The 22197-nt window shown below is 71.6% G+C and carries 20 protein-coding genes; 6 read left to right on the top strand and 14 right to left on the bottom strand.

Annotated features, from left to right (window positions below; translation table 11 throughout):
• From era to KCQ71_RS03575, 4 genes are read right to left on the bottom strand one after another with little or no spacing between them, the layout of a single operon-like run.
• On the bottom strand, positions 1-912 hold the full coding sequence (era, locus tag KCQ71_RS03590) for a GTPase Era (RefSeq protein WP_223402933.1): 912 nt from the start codon (positions 910-912) through the stop codon (positions 1-3).
• The gene (locus KCQ71_RS03585) at positions 909-2246 is read right to left on the bottom strand and encodes a hemolysin family protein (protein WP_223402931.1); all 1338 of its coding nucleotides are present in this window, start codon (positions 2244-2246) and stop codon (positions 909-911) included. The genes era and KCQ71_RS03585 overlap by 4 nt, the downstream gene beginning before the upstream one ends.
• Positions 2243-2695 (bottom strand): rRNA maturation RNase YbeY, encoded by a 453-nt coding sequence (gene ybeY, locus KCQ71_RS03580; protein ID WP_223402929.1) that lies wholly within the window; start codon positions 2693-2695, stop codon positions 2243-2245. The genes KCQ71_RS03585 and ybeY overlap by 4 nt, the downstream gene beginning before the upstream one ends.
• On the bottom strand, positions 2692-3753 hold the full coding sequence (locus KCQ71_RS03575; RefSeq protein ID WP_223402921.1) for a PhoH family protein: 1062 nt from the start codon (positions 3751-3753) through the stop codon (positions 2692-2694). The genes ybeY and KCQ71_RS03575 overlap by 4 nt, the downstream gene beginning before the upstream one ends.
• A 198-nt stretch (positions 3754-3951) precedes the next feature.
• Between KCQ71_RS03575 and KCQ71_RS03570 the strand changes: the two genes are divergently transcribed.
• Positions 3952-4752: a GNAT family N-acetyltransferase gene (locus tag KCQ71_RS03570; RefSeq protein WP_223402919.1), complete on the top strand. Its 801-nt coding sequence runs from the start codon at positions 3952-3954 to the stop codon at positions 4750-4752.
• A gap of 51 nt (positions 4753-4803) precedes the next feature.
• A complete protein-coding gene (locus KCQ71_RS03565) occupies positions 4804-6357 on the top strand; it encodes a phytoene desaturase family protein (protein WP_223402917.1) in 1554 nt (517 codons plus the stop codon).
• A gap of 1 nt (position 6358) precedes the next feature.
• Here KCQ71_RS03565 and KCQ71_RS03560 read toward each other — a convergent pair whose 3' ends face one another.
• A complete protein-coding gene (locus KCQ71_RS03560) occupies positions 6359-7639 on the bottom strand; it encodes a hypothetical protein (protein WP_223402915.1) in 1281 nt (426 codons plus the stop codon).
• Between the two features lie 301 nt (positions 7640-7940).
• On the opposite strand from KCQ71_RS03560, the gene KCQ71_RS03555 reads away from it, so the two are divergent.
• The gene (locus tag KCQ71_RS03555) at positions 7941-8354 is read left to right on the top strand and encodes a DUF2809 domain-containing protein (protein WP_223402913.1); all 414 of its coding nucleotides are present in this window, start codon (positions 7941-7943) and stop codon (positions 8352-8354) included.
• 175 nt (positions 8355-8529) lie between these two features.
• Here KCQ71_RS03555 and dnaJ read toward each other — a convergent pair whose 3' ends face one another.
• Both dnaJ and hrcA read right to left on the bottom strand, forming a co-directional pair.
• Positions 8530-9654, bottom strand: coding sequence for a molecular chaperone DnaJ (dnaJ, locus tag KCQ71_RS03550; RefSeq protein WP_223402911.1), 1125 nt, complete (start codon positions 9652-9654; stop codon positions 8530-8532).
• Between the two features lie 63 nt (positions 9655-9717).
• A complete protein-coding gene (gene hrcA, locus KCQ71_RS03545; protein WP_223402909.1) occupies positions 9718-10746 on the bottom strand; it encodes a heat-inducible transcriptional repressor HrcA in 1029 nt (342 codons plus the stop codon).
• Between the two features lie 150 nt (positions 10747-10896).
• On the opposite strand from hrcA, the gene KCQ71_RS03540 reads away from it, so the two are divergent.
• A complete protein-coding gene (locus KCQ71_RS03540) occupies positions 10897-11751 on the top strand; it encodes a DUF3097 domain-containing protein (protein WP_223402907.1) in 855 nt (284 codons plus the stop codon).
• Positions 11752-11975: 224 nt separating this feature from the next.
• Here KCQ71_RS03540 and KCQ71_RS03535 read toward each other — a convergent pair whose 3' ends face one another.
• The 3 genes from KCQ71_RS03535 to lepA form a co-directional block, all read right to left on the bottom strand.
• Entirely contained in the window at positions 11976-13037 is a 1062-nt protein-coding gene (locus KCQ71_RS03535; protein ID WP_223402905.1) for a Yip1 family protein, read from the bottom strand.
• Between the two features lie 116 nt (positions 13038-13153).
• Entirely contained in the window at positions 13154-14338 is a 1185-nt protein-coding gene (gene hemW, locus KCQ71_RS03530; RefSeq protein WP_223402903.1) for a radical SAM family heme chaperone HemW, read from the bottom strand.
• Complete coding sequence (gene lepA, locus KCQ71_RS03525) at positions 14335-16191, bottom strand: translation elongation factor 4 (RefSeq protein WP_308116601.1); 1857 nt, start codon at positions 16189-16191, stop codon at positions 14335-14337. Before lepA ends, hemW begins: the two co-directional genes overlap by 4 nt.
• A gap of 114 nt (positions 16192-16305) precedes the next feature.
• On the opposite strand from lepA, the gene KCQ71_RS03520 reads away from it, so the two are divergent.
• On the top strand, positions 16306-16971 hold the full coding sequence (locus KCQ71_RS03520; RefSeq protein ID WP_223402901.1) for a hypothetical protein: 666 nt from the start codon (positions 16306-16308) through the stop codon (positions 16969-16971).
• 81 nt (positions 16972-17052) lie between these two features.
• Here the strand turns inward: KCQ71_RS03520 and KCQ71_RS03515 are convergent, their stop codons facing one another.
• From KCQ71_RS03515 to KCQ71_RS03505, 3 genes are read right to left on the bottom strand one after another with little or no spacing between them, the layout of a single operon-like run.
• Positions 17053-17895 carry a transglutaminase family protein gene (locus KCQ71_RS03515; protein ID WP_223402899.1) on the bottom strand — a complete coding sequence of 281 codons (843 nt, stop codon included), beginning with the start codon at positions 17893-17895 and terminating at the stop codon, positions 17053-17055.
• Positions 17892-18824 carry an alpha-E domain-containing protein gene (locus KCQ71_RS03510; RefSeq protein ID WP_223402897.1) on the bottom strand — a complete coding sequence of 311 codons (933 nt, stop codon included), beginning with the start codon at positions 18822-18824 and terminating at the stop codon, positions 17892-17894. Before KCQ71_RS03510 ends, KCQ71_RS03515 begins: the two co-directional genes overlap by 4 nt.
• Positions 18818-20437, bottom strand: a complete 1620-nt coding sequence (locus tag KCQ71_RS03505) for a circularly permuted type 2 ATP-grasp protein (RefSeq protein WP_223402895.1) — start codon at positions 20435-20437, stop codon at positions 18818-18820. Before KCQ71_RS03505 ends, KCQ71_RS03510 begins: the two co-directional genes overlap by 7 nt.
• Positions 20438-20576: 139 nt before the next feature.
• Here KCQ71_RS03505 and KCQ71_RS03500 point away from each other — a divergent pair, with 139 nt between their 5' ends.
• Positions 20577-20918, top strand: a complete 342-nt coding sequence (locus tag KCQ71_RS03500) for a DUF1801 domain-containing protein (protein WP_223402893.1) — start codon at positions 20577-20579, stop codon at positions 20916-20918.
• Here the strand turns inward: KCQ71_RS03500 and KCQ71_RS03495 are convergent.
• On the bottom strand, positions 20905-22119 hold the full coding sequence (locus KCQ71_RS03495; RefSeq protein ID WP_223402891.1) for an MFS transporter: 1215 nt from the start codon (positions 22117-22119) through the stop codon (positions 20905-20907). The two genes, KCQ71_RS03500 and KCQ71_RS03495, sit on opposite strands and share 14 nt — an antisense overlap.
• Positions 22120-22197: the final 78 nt, after the last annotated feature.

The raw sequence follows: 22197 nt of genomic DNA, 5'->3' as shown, positions 1-22197 counted from the left end.
TCAGAAGCCGAGGCGGTGCAGGTACTTCGGGTCCCGCTGCCAGTCCTTGGCGACCCGGACGTGCAGGTCCAGGTACACGGCCGCGCCGAGCAGGGCCTCGATGCCCTGGCGGGCCTTGGTGCCGACGTCCCGCAGCCGGGCGCCCTTCGCCCCGATCACGATGGCCTTCTGGGAGTCGCGCTCCACGTACAGCTCGACGCGCACGTCGAGCATGCGCCGACCGTCCCGGTGCGGGGAGTCCCGCTCCACGATCTCCTCGACCACGACGGCCAATGAGTGCGGCAGCTCGTCCCGGACCCCCTCGAGGGCGGCCTCGCGCACCAGCTCGGCGACCATCACGGCGTCGGGCTCGTCGGTGAGCTCGCCGTCGGGGTAGAGCGGCGGGGACTCGGGCAGGTGACCGAGCAGCACCTTGATGAGCACGTCCAGTTGGTAGTCCTTCGTGGCGGAGACCGGGACGATGTCGGCCCACTCGCCGAGCTCGGAGATGTCCAGCAGGTGCTGGGCGAGCCGCTCCGGGGCGACCTTGTCCGCCTTCGTCGCGATCGCGATCACCGGGGTCCGGGCCTCGGCCAGCTGCCGGGCGATGAACCGGTCCCCCGGGCCGACCTCCTGATCGGCGGGCATGCAGAACGCGATCGCGTCCACCTCGGCGAGCGTGCCGATGACCAGCTCGTTGAGGCGTTCGCCGAGCAGGGTGCGGGGCCGGTGCAGCCCCGGCGTGTCCACGAGGATGAGCTGCCCGTCGGGACGGTGCACGATGCCGCGCACGGTGTGCCGGGTGGTCTGTGGGCGGCCGGAGGTGATCGCGACCTTCTGGCCGACGAGGGCGTTGGTGAGCGTGGACTTGCCGGCGTTGGGGCGGCCGACGATGCAGACGAAGCCCGCTCGGAACTCGGGAGTGGCGGTCATGGTCGGTGTCCTTCGTCTGGAAGCTGGTGGCTCCGGCCGTTGCGGCCGGGTTCGTCGGTCTCGGGCGGTTCGGGTGCCGCGGCGCGGACCCGGAGGGTGGTGATCTGCTTGCGCCGGCCGGTGGCATCCAACGCCCGGATCTGGACGCCGTGGGTCACGGCGCGGGCACCGGCGATCGGGACCTTGCCGAGTGCCTTGGCGAGCAGACCGCCGACGGTGTCCACCTCATCATCGGTCACATCGAGGTCGAACAGGTCACCGAGCTCGTCCAGCGGCAGCCGCGCGGGCACCACGAACACCCCGTTCCCCTCGTCCACGACCTCCATCTCGCTGGCGTCGTGCTCGTCCACGAGCTCCCCGACGAGCTCCTCGAGGATGTCCTCGATCGTGATCAGGCCCGCGATGCCGCCGTACTCGTCGAACACCATCGCAATATGGACGACGGCGTCCCGCATCTCGTCGAGGAGGTCGTCCACGGGCTTCGTCTCGGGCACGAAGACGGCCTCGCGCATGATCCGGTCGACGGGCGCCGTGGCCCGTTCGGGCTTCTTCGTGAGGTACCGCAGCGCGTCCTTGAGGTAGAGCACGCCGAGCAGGTCGTCGACGGACTCCCCCACCACCGGCACCCGGGAGTACCCGGACCGCACGAACAGCGTCATGGCCTTCTGCAGCGGGGTGCCCGAGGCCACGGTGACCATGTCCGTGCGGGGCACCATGACCTCCCGGACCATGGTGCGGCCGAGCTCGAACACCGAGTGCAGCATCTCGCGCTCGTCGTCGTCGATCTGGTGGCTCTCGCTGACCCGGTCGACCATGTCACGAAGGTCGTCCTCGTCGGCCTCGCGTTCCTCCAGGGTGGTGCGCCCGGCCCGCGCGCCGAGCGAGTCGGTGAGCCGCACCACCGGGGCGTAGAGGGTCTCGAGGCCGAGGAGCAGCGGACCCACCCAGGCCAGGACCCGCACGGGCTCGCGGCGGCCGATGGTCCGCGGGCTGATCCCGACCACGATCACCATGAGCACCGCCGAGGCCACCACCGAGCACAGCAGCACCAGCCACCACTGGCGCAGCGCTCCGGCGAGGATCAGGGTCAGGCACACGGCCGCCGTCATCTCGGCGAGCACGCGGGTGAATGTCGCCGCCCGGACCACGCCACCGTGGTTCTCGGCGATCCGGACCACCCGGGCCGCGCCGCGGGCGCCGGACTGCTCGGCCTCGTGCGCGGCCGCGCGGGTGATCCGCCCGGCGGCGGCCTCCCCGGCGGACAGCAGCGCCGCAAGACCGATGCCGGCCAGCGTGAGCAGGATCAGGAGCGGCAACGGCCCCGAGTCGCTCACCTCCGGGCCAGGAACGTCAGCAGCAGCCGGCGCTGCAGGTCGAACATCTCCTTCTCCTCCTCGGGCTCGGCGTGGTCGTACCCGAGCAGGTGGAGGATGCCGTGGGTGGTGAGCAGGAGCATCTCCTCCTCGGCCGAGTGCCCGGCCACGCGGGCCTGCTCGACAGCGACGTCCGGGCACACCACGATCGAACCGAGCATGCCCTCCTCGCTGAGCTCGCCGTCGGACCCGGGACGCAATTCGTCCATCGGGAAGGAGAGCACGTCGGTGGGGCCCTCCTCCTCCATCCAGCGCACGTGCAGCTCGGCCATGACGTCGGTGGGCACGAACCGGATCTCCAGCTCCGCCTGCGGGTGCACATGCATCTCGTCGATGACGAACCGGGACAGCGCCGCGAACTCCGCCTCGTCCAGGTCGTACCCGGACTCGTTGGTGACCTCGGTGCTCATCGGCTCCACCCCTCCCGCGGTGCGGGAGAGCGGGTCTCGAACCGCGAGTACGCGTCGACGATCTCGGCGACCAGGCGGTGGCGCACCACGTCGGCACTGGTGAGCTCGCAGAAGACCACGTCGTCGATCTCGTCGAGGATCTCCTGCACCACCTTCAGGCCGGACCGGGTGCCCCCGGGCAGATCGATCTGGGTGACGTCACCAGTGACCACGACCTTGGAGCCGAAACCGAGGCGGGTCAGGAACATCTTCATCTGCTCGGCGGAGGTGTTCTGGGCCTCATCGAGGATGATGAACGCGTCGTTCAGGGTGCGCCCGCGCATGTACGCAAGCGGGGCCACCTCGATCGTGCCGGCGGCCAGCAGCCGCGGGATCGACTCCGGATCGACCATGTCGTGCAACGCGTCGTAGAGCGGGCGCACGTACGGGTCGATCTTGTCGTTCAGGGTGCCCGGCAGGAACCCGAGCCGCTCACCGGCCTCCACGGCCGGCCGGGTCAGCACGATCCGGTTCACCTGCTTGGACTGCAGCGCCTGCACCGCCTTGGCCATCGCCAGGTAGGTCTTCCCGGTGCCGGCCGGGCCGATCCCGAACACCACGGTGTTCCGGTCGATCGCCTCGACGTACTCCTTCTGCCCCACCGTCTTGGGCCGGATGGTCTTGCCCCGGTTGGACAGGATGTTCATCGTGAGCACCTGGGCGGGGCGTTCGTTGGTGGACGCGGTCAGGATCGCGATGGCGCGTTCGACGGCGTCCGCGGACAGCGGCTGCGCGGACGCGGCGATCTCGCTGAGCTCGTCCACGAGGCGCTCGGCGAGGGCCACCTCACCCGGCCGCCCGGTGAGGGTCACCAGGTTGCCGCGCACGTGCACGTCCACGGTCGGGAAGCCGGACTCGATCGCGCGCAGCACCTCGTCGCGTTGACCGAGCAGCGCCACCATGGGGATCGAGTCGGGGATGGTGATCTGGTGCTGGACCTGGGCCCCTGCTCCCTGCGCTCCGGCCGCGCCCGGGCCACCGGCGGCTTCGGAGGGTTCTGCTGCGCTGGTCTGATCCATGAGCGGGGCTCGGAGCCCGTGCTTCCTTCCGGTCGCGGTGCGCGGCGCGCACACAGTGATCCCGATCCTAGCCGGGCCGGGTCGGACGCGGACCTGGAGAATGGGACCTGGGCGACGTCGGTTCCGTGGCGGGATGCGGCCGCTTCGCCGATCCCGCACCCGTCGCCAGCCGACCATGTGTCCAGGCAGGATGCCTGGGTGACACCTACCGAACTCCTCAGCGCCTACGACGACCAGTTGCGCACCGAAGCCGAGACGCCCAGTGCGGTCACGGTCGAGCGGCGCGGCCCGCTGCGACTTGCGACGTTCGTCGGCGGGCGGGGCTTCGTCTCCTACCGCGACCTCGGGGGCATCGACCCCGACGCGACCGCTGACGTCGTCGGCGAGGTCCTCGACCACTATCGCGCGGACCCCGAGATCACCCGGGTCGAGTGGAAGACCCGCGGCCACGACCACGCGCCCGGACTCCACGAGGCCCTGGTCGGACACGGGTTCGTCCCCGCCGACCCGGAGTCGATCATGCTCGGTGAACTCCGCGACCTCGTCGCCGACGTGCCGCTCCCGGCCGGGGTCACGCTGCGCCGGGTGACCGGCGAGGCGGACGTGCGCGCCATGTGCGCCATGCAGAACGAGGTCTTCGGCGACCCACCGTCCGAGCGCAACGCCCTGGCCATTCTCCGCCGCCTCGCACTCGACGACGGCATGGAGCTGTGGGTGGCCGAGGTCGACGACGTGATCGTCTGCGCCGGGCGGCTCGAGCCCGTGGCAACCACCGACTTCGCCGGCATCTGGGGCGGGGCGACCCGGCCCCAGTGGCGGGGCCGCGGCATCTACCGAGCCCTCACGGCCGCACGCGCGCGCTCGGCCCTGGACCGCGGCAAGCGGCTCGCCCACAGCGACTCCACCGAGTTCTCGCGGCCGATCCTGGAACGGGCCGGCCTCGTGAAGGTGTCCACGACGACTCCGTACGAGTGGCGCAGGAGTGGTCGGTCCGAGTAGCCGATCAGGGTCACCGGTCTGTCTCGTCCGGCGCCGCATTAGGCTGCCGATATGGCAACCCGGGTGGCGATCGTCGGCGGCGGCCACAACGCCCTGGTGGCGGCCGCCTACCTGGCCCGCGAGGGCGTCGAGGTCACCATCCTCGAGCGCAGCGACCACGTCGGCGGCGCCGCCGTCAGCGGCCGCCCGTTCCCGGGCGTGGACGCCCGGCTGTCCCGGTTCGCCTACCTGGTCAGCCTGCTGCCGCCGGCCCTGGCGAGTGACCTCGGACTGGACCTCGACCTGCGGTCGCGCCCGACGGCGTCGTACACCCCGTACTCGACCGCCGACGGCCCCGGTGGACTACTCGTCGAGACGCATGCCGGTGCCGCCACCGCCGCCTCGTTCCGGGCCCGGACCGGGTCCGACGCCGAGTACGACGCGTGGCGGGCGTTCTACGCCGGCGCGGACGACCTGGCCGCGGCGCTCGCGCCGACGCTCCTGCAGCCGCTGCCGACGGCGGACCGCGCCCGGGCGCTGATCGGCCCCCAGTGGTGGGCTGACCTGACCCAGGCGCCCATCGGGGCGACGTTGGAGCGACGGTTCACCGACGACCTGGTCCGCGGCGTGGTCGCGACCGACGCGTTGATCGGGACGTTCGCCTCGCTGCACTCGCCGTCCCTGCGGCAGAACCGATGCTGGCTCTACCACGTGATCGGCGGTGAATGGCGGGTGCCCGTGGGTGGCATGGGCGCCGTCACCGGCGAGCTGGAGCGGGTCGCGCGGGCCGCCGGGGCCAGGATCGTCACCGGTGCGTCGGTCGGGTCCGTCGAGGCCGGCGACGGCGGAGCCCGGGTGGTCTCCGACGCGGGAGTTCTCGACGTGGACTGGGTGCTCGGCGGGGTCGCCCCGTACACGCTCGCCGGCCTGCTCGGCGACCATCCCGGACCACGCCCGCAGGGCGCCCAGGTGAAGATCAACCTCGTGCTCTCCCGGCTGCCGCGGTTGCGGTCGGGGATCGACCCGGACGTCGCGTTCGCCGGCACGCTGCACCTGGCCGAGTCGATGACCGAGCTGGAGTCCGCCCACGCGGCGATGGCCGCGGACGCCCGCGCCGCCGTCGGCGATGACGGCACCCCGTGCCCGGGCGAGATCTACTGCCACACCCTGACCGACCCCTCGATCCTTGGTGCCGAGCTCGCCGCAACCGGCGCGCACACCCTCACCTACTTCGGGCTGCATCAGCTCGAGGAGGGGCTCGCAGACGAGGAGTTGCGCGAGCGGGCCTGGCGCCGGTTCCTGGGCAGCATCACCCCGCACCTGGCCGAACCCTTGGAGCCGCTGCTGCTGCGCGACTCCGCGGGCCGTGAGTGCGTGGAGATCCGTGGCCCCGGGCAGATCGAGGAGGAGTTGGGCATGCCCGGCGGGAACATCTTCCACGGCGATCTGAGCTGGCCCTGGCTCGAACCGGGCCGGGCGGGCGAGCCGGGCTCACCGGCGCACCGGTGGGGCGTGGCGACGGACCACCCGAGGGTGCTGATCGCGGGCAGCGGCGCGGTGCGTGGCGGCGCAGTCAGCGGGATCGGCGGGCACAACGCCGCGCACGCACTGCTCGAGATGCTCTGACTCAGGAGGCGCTGGAGTAGAGCGTCGGGCCGGGGCGGCCGTCGCCGTCGAAGTCCGGCACGCCCGCGCCGAGGTCCTGCCAGACGAACTCGGGGATCCGCACGAGGAACCCGTGCATGAATGCGACGGTGTGGTCGATCACGGCCAGGTCGTGCTGCGGGACCGCCACGCGGATCCGCCCGCCACCCATCGAGAACGGGATCGGTTGGACCTGCATGAGGTACTCGATCTGACGGGGGTGGATCACGTCGGAGGCGAACTTCGGCACATCCGAGCGCACGTCGAAACGGTCGTTGAACGCGGCCAGCTCGGACTCCACCCGGTCCCCGCGCCCGAACCACTTGCCCAGGGCACGGTTCCCGGTCACCTCCAGGTACGGGGTGGGGATCCCGAGGCTCATTTCGAAGATGGACTCCTCGTGGTTGTCGGTCTCCGTGCGCGTGGTGGTGTTGCCGTTGGAGTCGGTGCTGGTCACGGTCCGGGTGGTCTGCCAGTGGTGCTTGAACGCGACGAACGGCAGCGGGCCGACCTCGCAGCTCACCACGTTGACGATCCTGTGGTTCTGGCCGCCGCGGGTCACGTCGACGACGCTCATCAAGCGGTCGTCCCGGTCGCGGAACTGCCAGTGCGGCCGCCGGTAGAAGCCGACCCACCGTTCCGGTGCCGGGCGGCGGAACTCCTCGAGCGCGCGGGGGTCGAGGGAGCGTGCGATGGCCACCATGGCGTCGAGGAACCGGTCGAGCTCCGCGGCCTCCTTCGGCGCACCGAGCACCACGAGCTGGTCACCGTCGATGGAGAGGTCGACGCCACCGTTGGCCTGCGCGAACGCGGTCACCGCCGCGCCGGCGCCGGCCTGGACCGCACGGGCGAACTCGGCGTCGTCGCTGAGCACGTGCCACTGTCCGGTCGACTGCTGCTGGGCGGCCTGGGCACCGGGGCGGGCACCAGTGGTGGTCAGGAACAGTTCCGGCAGCGGCAGTTGCAGGCGCATCGCGGCGACGCGGAACCTGCCGACCTGACTCTTGTACTCGAACACCTGGAACGGGACGCCTTGGCGGGCGCCGGAGATGTGCTCGTCGGTGCTGCGGTCGAACCCGAGCCCGAACGGGGGCAGCGTCAGCCCGCCGGCGATCGCGAGCGCCGGGCTGGACTCGAACGCCCAGCCGCGGTCGGTGAGCGACTTGATGTAGCCCACCCGGCGGCGCCAGAAGAACACGCCGATACCGATGCCGAGGACAAGGACGACGAGGACAATGATCAGGCCGACAGGTGGGTTGCTCACCGAAGCGATGATGCCGCAACCGGGCCGACTCGGTCGGAACTCGGCAGGTGAGTTCTGCCCACGCCAGCGGCCGGCGCACTCGCGACGCCGCGCCCGCCCACGTCCGTCACGCCACCGAGGTAGTCAAGGCAGCCTCGAACCGACCACCAGAAGCGGCGGGCTCGACATCCTGGGGACAACCTCGAGCGGCAGGCCGGGGCGTGCGCACCCGGCGCGCGCGATGGTCCGGTGCTGGGCGGATCTGGTGAAGTTCGCCCGGCGTGTACTCAGGGGCCGGGGCACCCGGGGTTCGATGGTGCTCATGGAACATCCACCCGAGGCCCGTGCGAGGGCGCCGCGACGGCGGGCGGCCGTGGCCGTGGCGCTCGTCGTCGTGATCGCCGCAGGGCTCGCACTGCAGTTGGTGCGGCACCTGCCCGGCTCGGACATCGCGGGCACGGCCGCCTATGCCGTCGCCGCCGTCCTCGCCGTCGCCCTCGTCCGGCCCGGCTGGTCGGTATGGGCCGTGGCGGCCGTGGGCACCGGCGCGGTGTGCGCCGTCGAGGTGGCGCAGCTGACGCCGCTGCCCGGCGCGATTTCCGAGGCGGTCCCGGCGGCCCGGCTGTTCCTCGGCGCGAACTTCGATCCGGTGGACCTGATCGTGTTGGCCGTCGCCGGCGGATTCACCGGACTGCTGCTGCTCGCCGGCCTGCGACGGGTCGCCGTTCCGAGCTGAGGCCGAGGGTGCGGTTCGGCGGCGCATCGGGCCCATCCGCCGCAAGTCCGCACGCGCTTCACGGGAGAGGGCGAGGCGGCGTGGCGGGCCTCGGACGCTACCAGCGCGTACCAGCCGCCCAGGGTGAGCGTGTGGAGTTCACCAAGCGGGGCCAAGGAGCACCGCCGCGGACGCCTCAGCGGCCGCCGAACTTCTCCCGCAGCCGGTGGAGCATGCCCGGGTTCGCGGCCGAGAGTCGGGCCTCGGGGCGTTCCTCGCCGCGGGCCGTCGCGAGCTGACGCAGCAGCTCCTCCTGCGCCTCGTCGAGCTTCGTGGGGACCTCCACGTCCACGTGCACGTGCAGATCGCCGCGGCCAGTGCCGTTCAGGTGCCCGACGCCGAGGCCGCGCAGGGTGACGACCTCCTCCGGCTGGGTGCCCGGGCGGATGTCCACCTCCTGAGGGCCGTCGAGCGTGTCCAGGTTCAGCATGGTGCCCAGCGCGGCCGCTGTCATGGGCAGCGCGGTGGAGCAGTGGATGTCGTCGCCGCGGCGGGTGAAGACGGGGTGCGGCTTCTCCCGGATCTCCACGTACAGGTCCCCGGGGGGACCGCCGGCCGGCCCGACCTCGCTCTGCCCGCTCAGCTTGATCCGGGTGCCCTCGTCCACGCCCGCGGGGATGTTCACGCGTACGGTGCGGCGGGTCCGGACGCGGCCCTCACCGGAGCATTCGGTGCACGGGTCGGTGATGATCGTGCCGTAGCCCCCGCAGACCGCGCAGGCAGCCGTGGTCATCACCTGGCCGAGGAAGGAGCGCGCCACCCGCTGCACCGAGCCACGGCCCTGGCAGGTGTCACAGGTCTTCGGGTGCGTGCCCGGCTGGCAGCAGGTGCCCTGGCAGGTGGTGCAGACGACGGCGGTCTCCACCTCGAGGTCCCGGGCCACGCCGAACGCCGCCTCGGACAGGTCGATGCTCACCCGGAGCAGGGCGTCCTGACCGCGGCGCGAGCGGGGCGCCGGGCCGCGCTGGCCGGTGCCGCCGGCCGCCGCCTGGAAGAACGTCTCGAAGATGTCGGAGAAGCCACCGAATCCGGCGGCGCCGGCACCGCCCATGCCGGGCATGCCGCCACCCATGTCATACGCGCGGCGCTTCTCCGGGTTGGAGAGCGTGTCATGCGCCGCGGTGATGTTCTTGAACTTCTCCTCGCTCGCCACGCCGGCCACATCGGGGTGATGCTGGCGGGCGAGCTTGCGGTACGCGCGCTTGATCTCCTCCGTGCTCGCGTCGCGGGACACGCCGAGGATCTCGTAGTAGTCGCTCACAGGTCACTTTCGTCGCTTGGGGAATCGGAGACGTGCTGGGGGCGGCACGGGGCCGCCGGAAGGTCAGCCGGACAGCAGCCGGGTGAGGTAACGGGCCACGGCTCGCACCGAGGCCATCGTGGTTGGGTAGTCCATCCGGGTGGGGCCGACGATCCCGATCTGCGCGATCGCGTCGGGACCCTCCCCACCGTAACCGCTGGCGATGACGGAGGTCTCGGCCAGGTTGGCGTGATGTGTCTCATGTCCGATCCGGACCGAGAGCGGGCGCTCGCCGTCCTCCTCGGCCATCTCGGACAGCAGCCGGAGCAGCACCACCTGCTCCTCGAGGGCCTCCAGGACGGGGCCGATCGTGCGGGTGAAGTCGAGGTCGGCGCGAGCCAGGTTCGCGGTTCCGGCCATCACGATGCGCTCCTCGGTCCCCTGGGAGACCTCCTCGACCACGGCGTTCGTGACGGCGTCCACGAGCGGCCGGTCCTCGGGGCCGAACACCTCGGTCAGGTCGCCGAGCACCTTCGGCAGCCGGGCGGCCGGCCGGCCGGCGCCCACGGCGTTGAGGCGGGCCCGAAGTTCCGCGATGAACGTCGGGTCCAGGTCGGTGAGCGACTCGACCGTGCGCTGCTCGACCCGGCCGTTGTCCGTGATGATCACGACCATCAGGCGCCGCTGCCCGGTGGGCACGAGTTCGACGTGACGCAGCGTGGACCGCCGCAGCGACGGGTACTGCACCACGGCCACCTGCTGGGTGAGCTGGGCGAGCAGGCGCACGGTGCGCTCGAGGGCGTCGTCGAGGTCCACCGCACCCTCGAGGAGCTCGGTGATCGCTCGCCGCTCGGCGGCCGAGAGCGGCTTCATCACCGAGATCTGGTCGACGAACAGGCGGTAGCCCTTGTCCGTGGGGATCCGCCCGGCCGACGTGTGCGGCTGCGCGATGTACCCGCTGTCCTCCAGCGCGGCCATGTCGTTGCGGATCGTGGCAGGGGACACACCGAGGTTGTGGCGCTCCACGAGGTTGCGCGATCCGACCGGCTCCCGGCTACGCACGAAGTCCTGCACGATCGCACGCAGCACATCCAGCTGCCGCTCCGAGCTCATCCGGGTCCTCCTCCCGATCTCCACGCGATTGTCCGCGACCCTACGTCAGCGCGGCCCGTTGGGCCCCGACGTCAGCACTCCTGTGCCATGAGTGCTAATTCTACGCGTCGGTCCGACAACTCCCGGCGGCGCGTGCGTAACCTCACTCGGGTGAGTTCCGATCGTTATGGCACCGACGTCCTGTCCAGCGACCCGCACGCCGGCCGCACCCCCCGCACCGTGGACACCCCCGCCGAGCCCGGCCTCGTCGTCGAGGACGTCGAGACCGGCTGGGTCGGGGCCGTGGCGCGGGTCGAGAAGAGCGGCGGCACCCACGTGGTGGTGCTGGAGGACAACCGGGGCCGCACCCGCACCTTCCCGCTCGGGGCCGGGTTCTGGGTGGACGGCAAGCCGGTCCGCCTGGTCCCCTACCGCAAGCCGCAGGGGCCGCCGACGGCGCAGCGCACCGCGAGTGGTTCCCTCGCCGTTCCCGGTGCTCGGGCCCGCGTGGCCCGGGCGTCCCGGATCTGGGTGGAGGGCCGACACGACGCCGAGCTCGTCGAGAAGGTGTGGGGCGAGGACCTGCGTCTGGAAGGCGTGGTCGTGGAACTGCTCGACGGCGTCGATCACCTGGTCGAGATGCTCGCCGAGTTCGGGCCCGGGCCGGGGCGCCGGGTCGGGGTGCTCGTGGACCATCTGGTCCGCGGCAGCAAGGAGTCCCGGATCGCGGCGGAGGCGGTGCGCCCCCACGGCGCCGAGCACGTGCTCGTGGTGGGCCACCCGTACGTGGACGTGTGGCAGGCGGTCCGCCCGGCCCGCGTGGGTCTGGAGCAGTGGCCGCACATCCCCAGGGGTACCGACATCAAGTACGGCACCCTCGCCGTGCTCGGCTGGCCGGCGCAGGACCAGGCGGACGTCGCCCGCGGCTGGAAGCGGATCCTCGGCACCGTGCGCGACTACCGCGACCTCGAGCCGAGCCTGCTCGGCCGGGTGGAGGAGCTCGTGGACTTCGTCACCGCCCCCTGAGGCTGGTGGGCGGGCGAGAGTGCTGAAGGGGCAGCCACCACAGCACTTTCGGCGGTGAACCCACGTGGCGAGAGTGCTGAAATGGCAACCACTTCGGCGCTGTCGGCTGGGAGTAGGCGAGCCGAGGCAGACGCGAGGGCCCGCGCACCACCTGGGTGGTGCGCGGGCCCTCGGTGTCCTGCGAGCGTTCCGGCTCAGCGGCCGCGATGCTCGTCAGGACAGGGTCACTTCGGGGCGACCGGCTGGTTCGTCTGCGTCTTGTAGGCGTACGTGACGGCGACGTACGTCATCGGGACCGTGATGAACAGGCCCAGACCACACGGGATCGCACCGAGGATGTTGATACCGATGATCGCGAGCCCGAGCAGCAGGTTGCCGCCGAGGTTCTGGGTGACCAGCTGCGCGGAGGACTTGATGCCGTCGAGCCAGGCGAGATTCCGGTCGATGATGAACACGTAGGTGAACCAGAGCAGGAAGCCCGCGATGATCACCAGGATGCTCAGTGCGGGGAGCAGCCCCTGGATCACACCGGCCACCACGCCCCAGACGAGCGCGAAGATCGCGATGTTCTGGAAGTTGTTCACCGAGAAGAAATCGCTCACGGACGGCTTGCGGCCCGCGGTCTCGTGGAGCGCGCCGGTGTACATCATTCCGCTGATGAACGCGGCGACGAGGGCGCTCAGGATCGCGCCGATGATGCCGAGGACGGTCACGCCGCCCGTCATCGTGGAGTAGTTGAAACCACCCTCGGAGACGAAGCGGGTGTTCGGGTTCAGGAAGCTGAGCAGGACCGATGCCACGATGAGGATCAGCATCAGCAGCAGCCAGCCACCGAGGTTGCCCGTCACGGACTTCCACGCGTAGCCGATCGCGTCACCAACGGCGAACGGACGCTGCTGCATCTGCTGGGCGTACGGGTCGCCGCCCCATGCCTGGCCCTGCGGCGGGCCGCCGTAGCCGGCGCCGGGGGCGCCGTACTGGCCGTACTGGTCCGGGCCGGGGGGCGGTGCCTGCGGGAAGCCACCCTGCTGAGGGCTCGGGTACGCGCCCGGGGGCTGCGGTGCCTGGCCGTAGTTTGGCGGCTGCTGGCCGGGGGGCTGAGCCGGGTTCTGTCCGGGCTGGCCCTGGCCGTAGTTCGGCGGCTGCTGGCCGGGCTGTCCCTGGTTCGGTCCAGGCTGGCCCTGGCCGTAGCCCGGGCCGGGCTGACCCTGACCCGGCTGGGACGGGACGGGGGGCACGCCGCCCTGCCCGTTCGGGTTGTTCGGGTCGGGGGGAAGCTGACTCATGGTTCTCCCTGCCTGGGATTGGAAAACGTGTGACGGCGTAACCGTAGCGACTTCTGGCCCGCTCGTGCACAAGGCTTGCCCGGTTTCTCCCGAAAATCGTCACACCTGGGCCGGCCTCAGTCGGTCAGCGCACGCACCACGGTATCCGCGAGCAGGCGCCCGCGCAGGGTGAGCACGGCTCGCCCCGCACTCGCGGGATCGCCCTCGAGCAGCCCGTCGGCCACGAGGGTCGGCAGCCTCCCGCGCAGGTCCGGGCCGACGTCGAGCCCGTCGGCCAGGCGCACGCCGAGCAGGACCCGCTCGTCCTCACGCTGGCGCTGCGTGAGCGTCTCGCTCTCGGCGACCGGCAGCTGCCCGGCGTCGACGCGCTCCGCGTACGGGCGGGGATGCTTGACATTCCACCACCGGTGCCCGCCGACGTGCGAGTGCGCCCCGGGTCCGACACCCCACCAGTCGTGCGAGCGCCAGTAGGCGATGTTGTGGCGGCACCGGTCTGCTGGGGTGCGGGCGAAGTTCGAGATCTCGTACCAGTCGTAGCCGGCGCCGGCGAGAGCCGCGGCGGCGATCTCGTACTTGGTCGCCTCGTCGTCCGGATCGGGCATCGGCAACAGTCCGCGGCGCACCTGGGCGCCCATCTTCGTGCCCGGCTCCACGGTCAGGGCGTACGCGGAGACGTGGTCCGGTTCGAGGGCCAGGACCGCGTCCAGGCTGGTCCGCCAGTGGTCCAGGGTCTCCCCCGGCGTGCCGTAGATCAGGTCGAGCGAGACGCGCAGGCCGGCGTCCCGCGCCCAGGTGACCACGTCCGGGATCCGCCGCGGATCGTGGGTGCGTTCGAGCGTGTGCAGCACGGACGGCACCGCGGACTGCATCCCGAAGGACACCCGCGTGAACCCCGCCCCGGCGAGTTCCGCCAGGTCCGCGGCCGTGACCGAGTCCGGGTTGGCCTCGGTGGTCACCTCGGCGTCGTCGGACAGTCCCCAGGCCTGCCCGACGGCGTCCAGCAGCCTGGTCAGGTCGGCTGCGGGCAGCAGGGTGGGCGTCCCGCCGCCGAGGAACACGGTCGAGACGTTCCGCTGCGGCAGACCGACGTCCCGCATGGCCGACGCGGCCAGCTCGATCTCGCCGATCGCCGTCGTGGCGTAGTTCGCCTGCGACGCGCCGCCGCCGAGCTCGGTGGCGGTGTAGGTGTTGAAGTCGCAGTACCCGCACCGCACCGAGCAGAACGGGACGTGCAGATACACACCGAAGTCACGCTCTCCCGAGCCGGCGACGACGGAGCCGGGCAGGGCCCCCGTGCTCACTTGCCCGACGGTGGCTCCGAGGACAGCGCGGCCACGAACGCCTCCTGCGGGACCTCCACCCGGCCGATGTTCTTCATCCGCTTCTTGCCCTCCTTCTGCTTCTCCAGGAGCTTGCGCTTACGGGAGATGTCACCGCCGTAGCACTTGGCGAGGACGTCCTTGCGCATCGCGCGGATGGTCTCGCGGGCGATGATCCGGGCGCCGATGGCCGCCTGGATCGGCACCTCGAACTGCTGCCGGGGGATCAGCTCCTTGAGCTTGCCGGTCATCATCACGCCGTAGGCGTAGGCCTTCTCCCGGTGCACGACCGCGGAGAACGCGTCCACCTGCTCGCCCTGCAGCAGGATGTCCACCTTGACGAGGTCCGCGTCCTGCTCGCCGCTGATCTCGTAGTTCAGGGAGGCGTACCCGCGGGTGCGGGACTTCAGCTGGTCGAAGAAGTCGAAGATAATCTCCCCGAGCGGCAGGATGTAGCGCAGCTCCACGCGCTCCTCGGAGAGGTAGTCCATGCCCTGGAGGGTGCCGCGCCGGCCCTGGGCGAGCTCCATGATCGTGCCGACGAACTCACTCGGGGCGAGCAGCGTGGCCTTCACGATCGGCTCGGTGACGGTCTTGACCTTGCCGGTCGGGAACTCGCTCGGGTTGCGTACGGTCACCTCGGTGCCGTCCTCCATGGTGACCTGGTAGATCACGTTCGGGGCGGTGGAGATCAGGTCGAGGTTGAACTCGCGCTCGAGCCGCTCGCGCACGATCTCCAGGTGGAGCAACCCGAGGAACCCGATCCGGAACCCGAACCCGAGCGCCACGGACGTCTCCGGCTCGTACGCCAGGGCGGCATCGTTGAGCTTGAGCTTGTCGAGGGCGTCGCGCAGCACCGGGTAGTCGGAGCCGTCGATCGGGTACAGGCCCGAGTACACCATCGGCTGCGGGTCCCGGTAGCCACCGAGGGACTCGGTCGCCGGCTTGGCCGCGTTCGTGACCGTGTCACCGACGCGGGACTGGCGCACGTCCTTCACGCCGGTGATCAGGTAGCCCACCTCGCCGACGCCGATGCCCTGGGTGGGGTGCGGCTCGGGCGAGCTCACGCCGATCTCGAGGAGCTCGTGGGTGGCGTTCGTGGACAGCATCCGGATCTTCTCGCGCGGGGACAGCTGGCCGTCGACCACCCGGACATAGGTGACCACGCCGCGATAGGTGTCGTAGACGGAGTCGAAGATCATGGCCCGGGCCGGCGCGTCCGGGTCCCCGACGGGCGGCGGGACCTGCGCGACGATCGCGTCCAGGAGCGTCTCGACGCCCACGCCGGTCTTCCCGGAGACCTGCAGGCAGTCCTCGGGCTCCCCGCCGATCAGCGTCGCGAGCTCCTCCGCGAACTTCTCCGGCTGGGCGGCGGGCAGGTCGATCTTGTTCAGGACCGGGATGATCGCGAGGTCGTTCTCCATGGCGAGGTAGAGGTTCGCCAGGGTCTGCGCCTCGATGCCCTGCGCGGCGTCGACGAGCAGCACGGCGCCCTCGCACGCGGCCAGGGACCGGGACACCTCGTAGGTGAAGTCGACGTGCCCGGGGGTGTCGATCATGTTCAGCGCGAATGCGGTCTCACCGACCTGCCACGGCATCCGCACGGCCTGCGACTTGATCGTGATGCCGCGTTCACGCTCGATGTCCATCCGGTCCAGGTACTGGGCCCGCATGGACCGCGCGTCCACGACGCCGGTCAGCTGCAGCATCCGGTCCGCCAGCGTCGACTTGCCGTGGTCGATGTGCGCGATGATGCAGAAGTTGCGCAGCAACTCCGGTGGCGTGGACGCCGGCTGGATGCGGGCGTTTGCGGCCGGGGTGGCGATGGGTGGCACGGCAGGGAACCTCGACGTCTGATGGTTGGGGGAACTGCTGGACGGGACGCCTCCCATCGTCCCACGCCGGAGCTCCGAGCCGGGAATCGGCGGGCGTGCGGCACAATCGTGGGTATGGGCTCACTCGGCGACTCGATGGGGAACCTGGCCGCCTTCACGGCTCGGCTGCTCGGCGGCCCGAGCAGGTTCCTGATCATCGCGGCGACGGCGGTGCTCACCCTCGCGCTGATCCTCGACGTGGTGCTCCTCACCTCGCCGGGTGGCCCCGGCGTCGCCGGATCGGTGGCGCTGCTCGCGCTGCCCGCCTTGCTCGCCGTGCCGGTGGTCGTCCTGGCGGTCCGGCGACGGCGGTGGTTGCGTGCCGTCGCGTCGCTCGGTGAGCATCGGGTCGTCTCGATCGAGCCCGGGACACGTCTGAGCACCGGTGACGCGCTGGTGGAGCAGGTCGAGGAGGACATGCACGGGCGCGCCGGCGAGGACGACGTCAACGCCGTGTTCGACGCGTTCACCGAGGCCGCCGTGACCGGCTCGGCGAAGGGCGCCGGTGCCCGACTGACCCGGATCCTCGGCGTCGGCAGGCTCGGCGTCATCGGCCGCGCCCTGGCCCGGGTGGACCAGGCCCAGCGCGCTCTGCTCGCCGCGGCCGGCGGGCCGGTCGCTGCGCCCTACCTCAAGGACGACCTGCGGGTCACGCTCGCCGCCGCTCTCGGGGTGTTCGTGGCCATCCCGATCGGGTCGCTGATGGCGATCATCCTCGCGCTGGTGCTGCTCGCCCGCTGACGCCGGGTCGAGCGAGCCGGCGCGACACAGGCGCTGGCACGGGTCCCGGTCGGCCGAGTCGTGCTCGCTCGGCGGCGGGCTTCAGGTCTCCTGGGTGATCCGCACCTCGACCTGCTGGGTCGAGGCCCCGCCACCGGCGTAGACGCCCCGGATCGGGGTGACGTCGGCGTACTCGCGGCCGCGGCCCACCACCACGTGGTGTCCCTCCGGTGTGATCAGGTTCGTCGGGTCGTAGCCGAACCAGTCGCCGCACCAGTACTCGATCCAGGCGTGCGACTCCCCCGTCACGGCGACCCCGATCTCGGCGGAGGTGGTCCGCGGGTGCAGGTAGCCGGACACGTACCGGGTCGGGATGCCGACGCTGCGCAGGGTGCCGGCCGCGAGGTGGGCGAGGTCCTGACACACCCCCTTGCGCGCCTGCCAGGCCTCGACGGCGCGGGTGTGCACCCCGGTCACGCCGGGGACGTACTCCACCGCCTCCCGCAACGCCCCGCAGACGGCGAGGGCCGCGTCCTGCGGTGTCGCGCCGTCTGCGTGGGACCGGGCCAGCTCGCGTAGCTCCTCGTCCGGTTCCGTGGCCTTGGTGACAGCGAGGAACTCCGACATCCGGTCGACCAGGTCTGGGGCGTGCAGCGTGTCCCAGCCCGCCGTCGCCCCGCCGAGCTGCACCGGCGACACGTCCACCCGGGACTCGGAGACGACCAGCAGTTCCTCGTGCGAGGTCAGCGTCTCGAACGCCGTCACGGTCGCCCCCCAGTAGTCCCGGTACTCCGTGCTGAACGTGCTCGGGGTGGCGGTCAGGCGGGACTCGAGGACGGTCTGGCCGGGCAGGTTCGCCGGGCGCATCCGGGCTTCGTTGTAGGACGCCGAGACGGTCCGGGCGTAGGTGTAGTGGGTCGTGTGGACGATGTGCAGCCGGCTCACATCCGACCTCCGATCCAGTCGTCGGTGGCGCCCGAGGGGAAGTACCGCAGCCGGATCGCGTCGCTGGCCTCCGAGCAGCCCTGCTGGAGCCGGGTCATCTCCGGGGCCAGGTTGCCCAGCAGGGTGAGCAGGGGCTGGTACTCGATACCGGACCGGATCCGGCCGATGATCATGCGCGCGTCGCCCGGATAGTGTCCGCGCGGGTCGGCCGGCTCCAGGCGGGTCAGGCACGTCTCCGCCTCCTCCAGACAGAACAGCACCGACCGCGGGAACAGCCGGTCCATGAGCAGGAACTCCGCGGCGAGGGTGTCCGAGTCCCGGCCCCGGTAGGTGCGCAGGAACGCCTCGTGGGCACCACACGAGCGCAGCATCGTGGTCCACCCCGGGCCGTTCGCCCCGGACACGGCCCGGGACGCGATCAGCCGGGCGGTCATGTCCGCTCGTTCCAGTGCCCGCCCGAGGAGCAGGAAGTGCTGCGTGCCGTCGCGTCGGGTCGAGGACTGCACCAGGCCGGCCACGATCGCGGCCCGCTCCCGCACCCAGGCGAAGAAGTCGTGCGGGGTGGAGGCGCTGATCTGGCCCGGCAGCGAGTTCCAGGTGGTGTTCAGGCACTCCCACATCTCCGAGGACAGCGTCTCCCGGGCCCGGCGGGCATTCTCCCGGGCGGCCGCGAGCGCACCGGCGATCGCGCCGGGCGAGGTCCGGTCGTAGGCGAGCGTCTGCAGCACCGTCTGCCGGGTCACCTCGACCCCTGGCGGCGGCGCTGCGGCGCCCATCACGCCGAGCAGCGAGCGGCAGGCCTGGTCCTCCTCCATCCACGGGTCCTCCAGCTGGTGCTGCAGGTGTGCGTCGAGGATCCGGGCGGTGTCATCGGCCCGCTCCACGTACCGGCCGATCCAGAACAGGGACTCGGCGATCCGGCTCAGCATGCGAGCGCTCCGTCCGCGTCGGAGGCACCGGGCCGTGCCTGCTGCTGTTGCTGGGTCTGTTCGCTCAGGGTGCGGTCGTCGCTGGGGTTCGAGTCCAGACGGACCCCCTGGACCGGGTGCGGCTGAGCGCCCGAGCCGGGTGCCGCCGTCGCCCCGTGGTGCGGATGCAGCTCGGGTGACCTGCGCTCCGCGCCGAGCACCCAGGTGTCCTTGGACCCGCCACCCTGGGAGGAGTTCACGACCAGCTGACCCTCCGCGAGCGCCACCCGGGTCAGACCGCCGGGCAGCACCCAGACCTGCTCGCCGTCATTGACCGCGAACGGTCGCAGGTCCACGTGCCGGGGCCGCAACGAGTCACCCGCGAGGGTCGGCACCGTGGACAGCTGCACCACCGGCTGCGCGATCCAGCCACGAGGGTCCGCGCGCAGGCGGACCCGGGCCTCGTCGAGCTCGTTCCGGCCGGCCGCGGGGCCGATGATGATGCCCTTGCCACCGGAGCCGTCAACGGGCTTGACCACGAGCTCGTCGAGCCGGTCCAGCACCTCCGTGAGCGCGTCCGGCTCCTCCAGCCGCCAGGTGTCCACGTTCTTCAGGACCGGCTCCTCGCCGAGGTAGTAGCGGATCAGGTCCGGCACGTAGGTGTAGACGAGCTTGTCGTCGGCGACGCCGTTGCCGACGGCGTTCGCGATCGTCACCGCGCCGGCGCGGGCCGCGCCGATCAGTCCCGGGCAGCCGAGCAGTGAGTCGGGGCGGAACACCACCGGGTCCACGAAGTCGTCGTCGACGCGCCGGTAGATCACGTCCACCCGGCGCCTGCCCTCGGTGGTGCGCATGTAGACCTTGCCGCCGGAACAGATCAGGTCCCGGCCCTCGACCAGCTCCACTCCCATCAGACGGGCGAGCAGCGAGTGCTCGAAGTAGGCGCTGTTGTAGACGCCCGGGGTCAGCACCACCACGACGGGTTCGTCGACGCCGGACGGCGCGGCCGCGCTGAGGGCGGCGAGCAGCCGGCGCGGGTAGTCCGCGACCGGGCGGATCCGCATCGTGGAGAACAGTTCCGGGAACGACTGGGCCATCGCGCGCCGGTTCGAGAGCACGTAGCTCACGCCGCTGGGCACCCGCACGTTGTCCTCGAGGACCCGCCAGCCGCCGGCGCTGTCCCGGATCACGTCGATGCCGGCCACGTGCACCCGCACCCCGTTCGGCGGGTTGATCCCGCGAGCCGCACGCACGAAGTTCGCCGAGGAGACGATCAGGGAGCGGGGCAGCACCCCGTCGGTGATCGCCCGCTGGCCGCCGTAGACGTCCTCCAGCAGCGCCTCCAGGGCCCGCACCCGCTGCGCGACGCCCGGGGCCAGCAGGTCCCACTCCGCGGCGTCGATGACCCGCGGCACCGAGTCCAGCGGGAACGGTCGCTCCTCCCCACCGACGTCGAACGTGACGCCCTGCGCCAGGTAGGAGCGGGCCAGGGCGTCGGCGCGCAGCCGCAGCTCGTCGGCATTGAGGGTGCCCACCGTCCGGTGCACGTGCCGGTAGGGCGCGCGGACGGCGCCGCTCTCGATCATCTCGTCCCACGCGACGCCGGCGGGGTATCCCTCGAACAGGTCGGCCATGTCCGGAAACTACCCGCTGGATGTGTCTGGCGCGTGTCGACGGCGGTCGGGATGCGCGGGCCGAGTACCACCGGCGGCAGGCGCGCAGCAGCCGACCAGGGGCGGCCGGGTGCGAACGCACCCGAGTACAGTCCGTCGCATGGCTACTGACTGGCGTTCGGACACCGTCAAGGAGGTCCGGGCGCTCATCCTCGGGGCCGCGCCGGACGTCGAGGAGGAAGCGAAGTGGGTGAAGCCCTCGAACCCGGCCGGCGTGCCGACCTTCTCCTGCTCGGGGCTCATCTGCACCGTCGAGACGTACCGGGACAAGGTGAAGCTCACCTTCGCCAAGGGCGCCGCGCTCGCCGATCCCGGCTCCCTCTTCAACGCGAGCCTCGACGCCGGCACGCGTCGGGCGATCGACCTCCGCGAGGGCGATCGGATCGATCCGAGCGCGTTCGTCGACCTGGTCCGCGAGGCGGTCGATCTCAACCGGGCGTGAGCGGGCTCCTCGAGCGCGAGACGAGCGCGGGTAGGGCGCAGAGCGCGATCACGGCCCCCAGCACGATGAACGCGTGCGCGTAGCCCAGGTGACCGACCACCAGGCCGAGACCCATGGCGCCAAGGCCCAGTCCGCCGTCGTAGGCGATGTTCCAGATCGTGGCACCTGTCCCGCCGCGCCCGGCCCCGAGCCGCTCCACGGTGATCACGAAGGAGTCGTTCTGGGCCGCGCCGAAGCCCCCGCCGAGCAGCGTGGCGCCGAGCACGAGCAGCATGCTGCTCGGCGGGCCGTCCAGGGACAGGGCCACGGCCAGGGTCACGGCGCCGAGCGCCACGAGACCGGCCGCGGGGGCGAGCACGCGCCCGGTCCCCAGCCGGTCCCCGACCGCCCCGGCGCCGAGCCGAGCGACGATCAGGGCGGCGGACGCTCCGAACAACGCCACCGCCGTCGTCCCCGCGGCGGGACCGGCGACCGGCAGGAACGTCGTCACCGCGCCGAACGCACCCGAGGTCAGTAGGAACAGGCCGACCGGGCTCGCGATCGTGCGCAACTGGGCCGTCGAGGCGAGGTGGAACGTGCCGCGGATCCGTTTCGGGAGCGGCGCGGCGACGATCGCCGCGAGCACGCCGGCCGCGCCGGCGGTCACGAAGACGACGTCGAAGCTCCAGGTGCGGGCCACCCAGACCCCGCCCGCGAGGGCCGCGAGGTTCGGCAGCGCCGCGGCCGCGCCGTAGTAGGAGGAGGCGGACGCGAGCCGGCCGGCGCCGGCGACGTCGGCGAGCAGGGTGGAACCTGCGACGACGACGAGCGCGAAGCCGATGCCGCGGATCGCGGTGATCACGAGGATCGGTGCGATCGCGTCCGTGACCGCGTAGAGCGGCGCGGGCAGCCCGAGCATCGCGGCGCCGAGCATGATCATCGCGCGCAGCGGCAGGATCCGGAACAGCCGGGGCATGCTGAGCTGGGTGAGCACGGTGGCAGCCATCATCACGCCGGTCGTGGCCCCGACGGCGACGCTGCCCGCACCACCGTGCCCCCCGATCTCGGACGCCCAGAGCGGCACCACGGCCAGCAGGGCCGCGTAGTTCACGAACGCGAGGAACGTCACAGCCAGCAGGACCCATAGGTCGCGGGTGCCGTGCCCGCGCTGGGATGCCGGGATCGCCGCCGCCCCGCTCCTCGCCCCGGTTCGCTCGTCCATATAGCCAGCGTCACGCCGTCCGCCTCATCGCGTCAAACGATGAGTGTCGATGCCGTCCATCACGCATCGCGATAGCGT

Origin of the sequence: Occultella gossypii (genome assembly GCF_019947135.1) — a bacterium.
In the GTDB taxonomy this organism is placed as follows: domain Bacteria; phylum Actinomycetota; class Actinomycetes; order Actinomycetales; family Beutenbergiaceae; genus Occultella; species Occultella gossypii.
The sequence above is the reverse complement of the archived record's forward strand: the minus strand, read 5'-3'. Positions and strand labels throughout refer to the sequence as shown.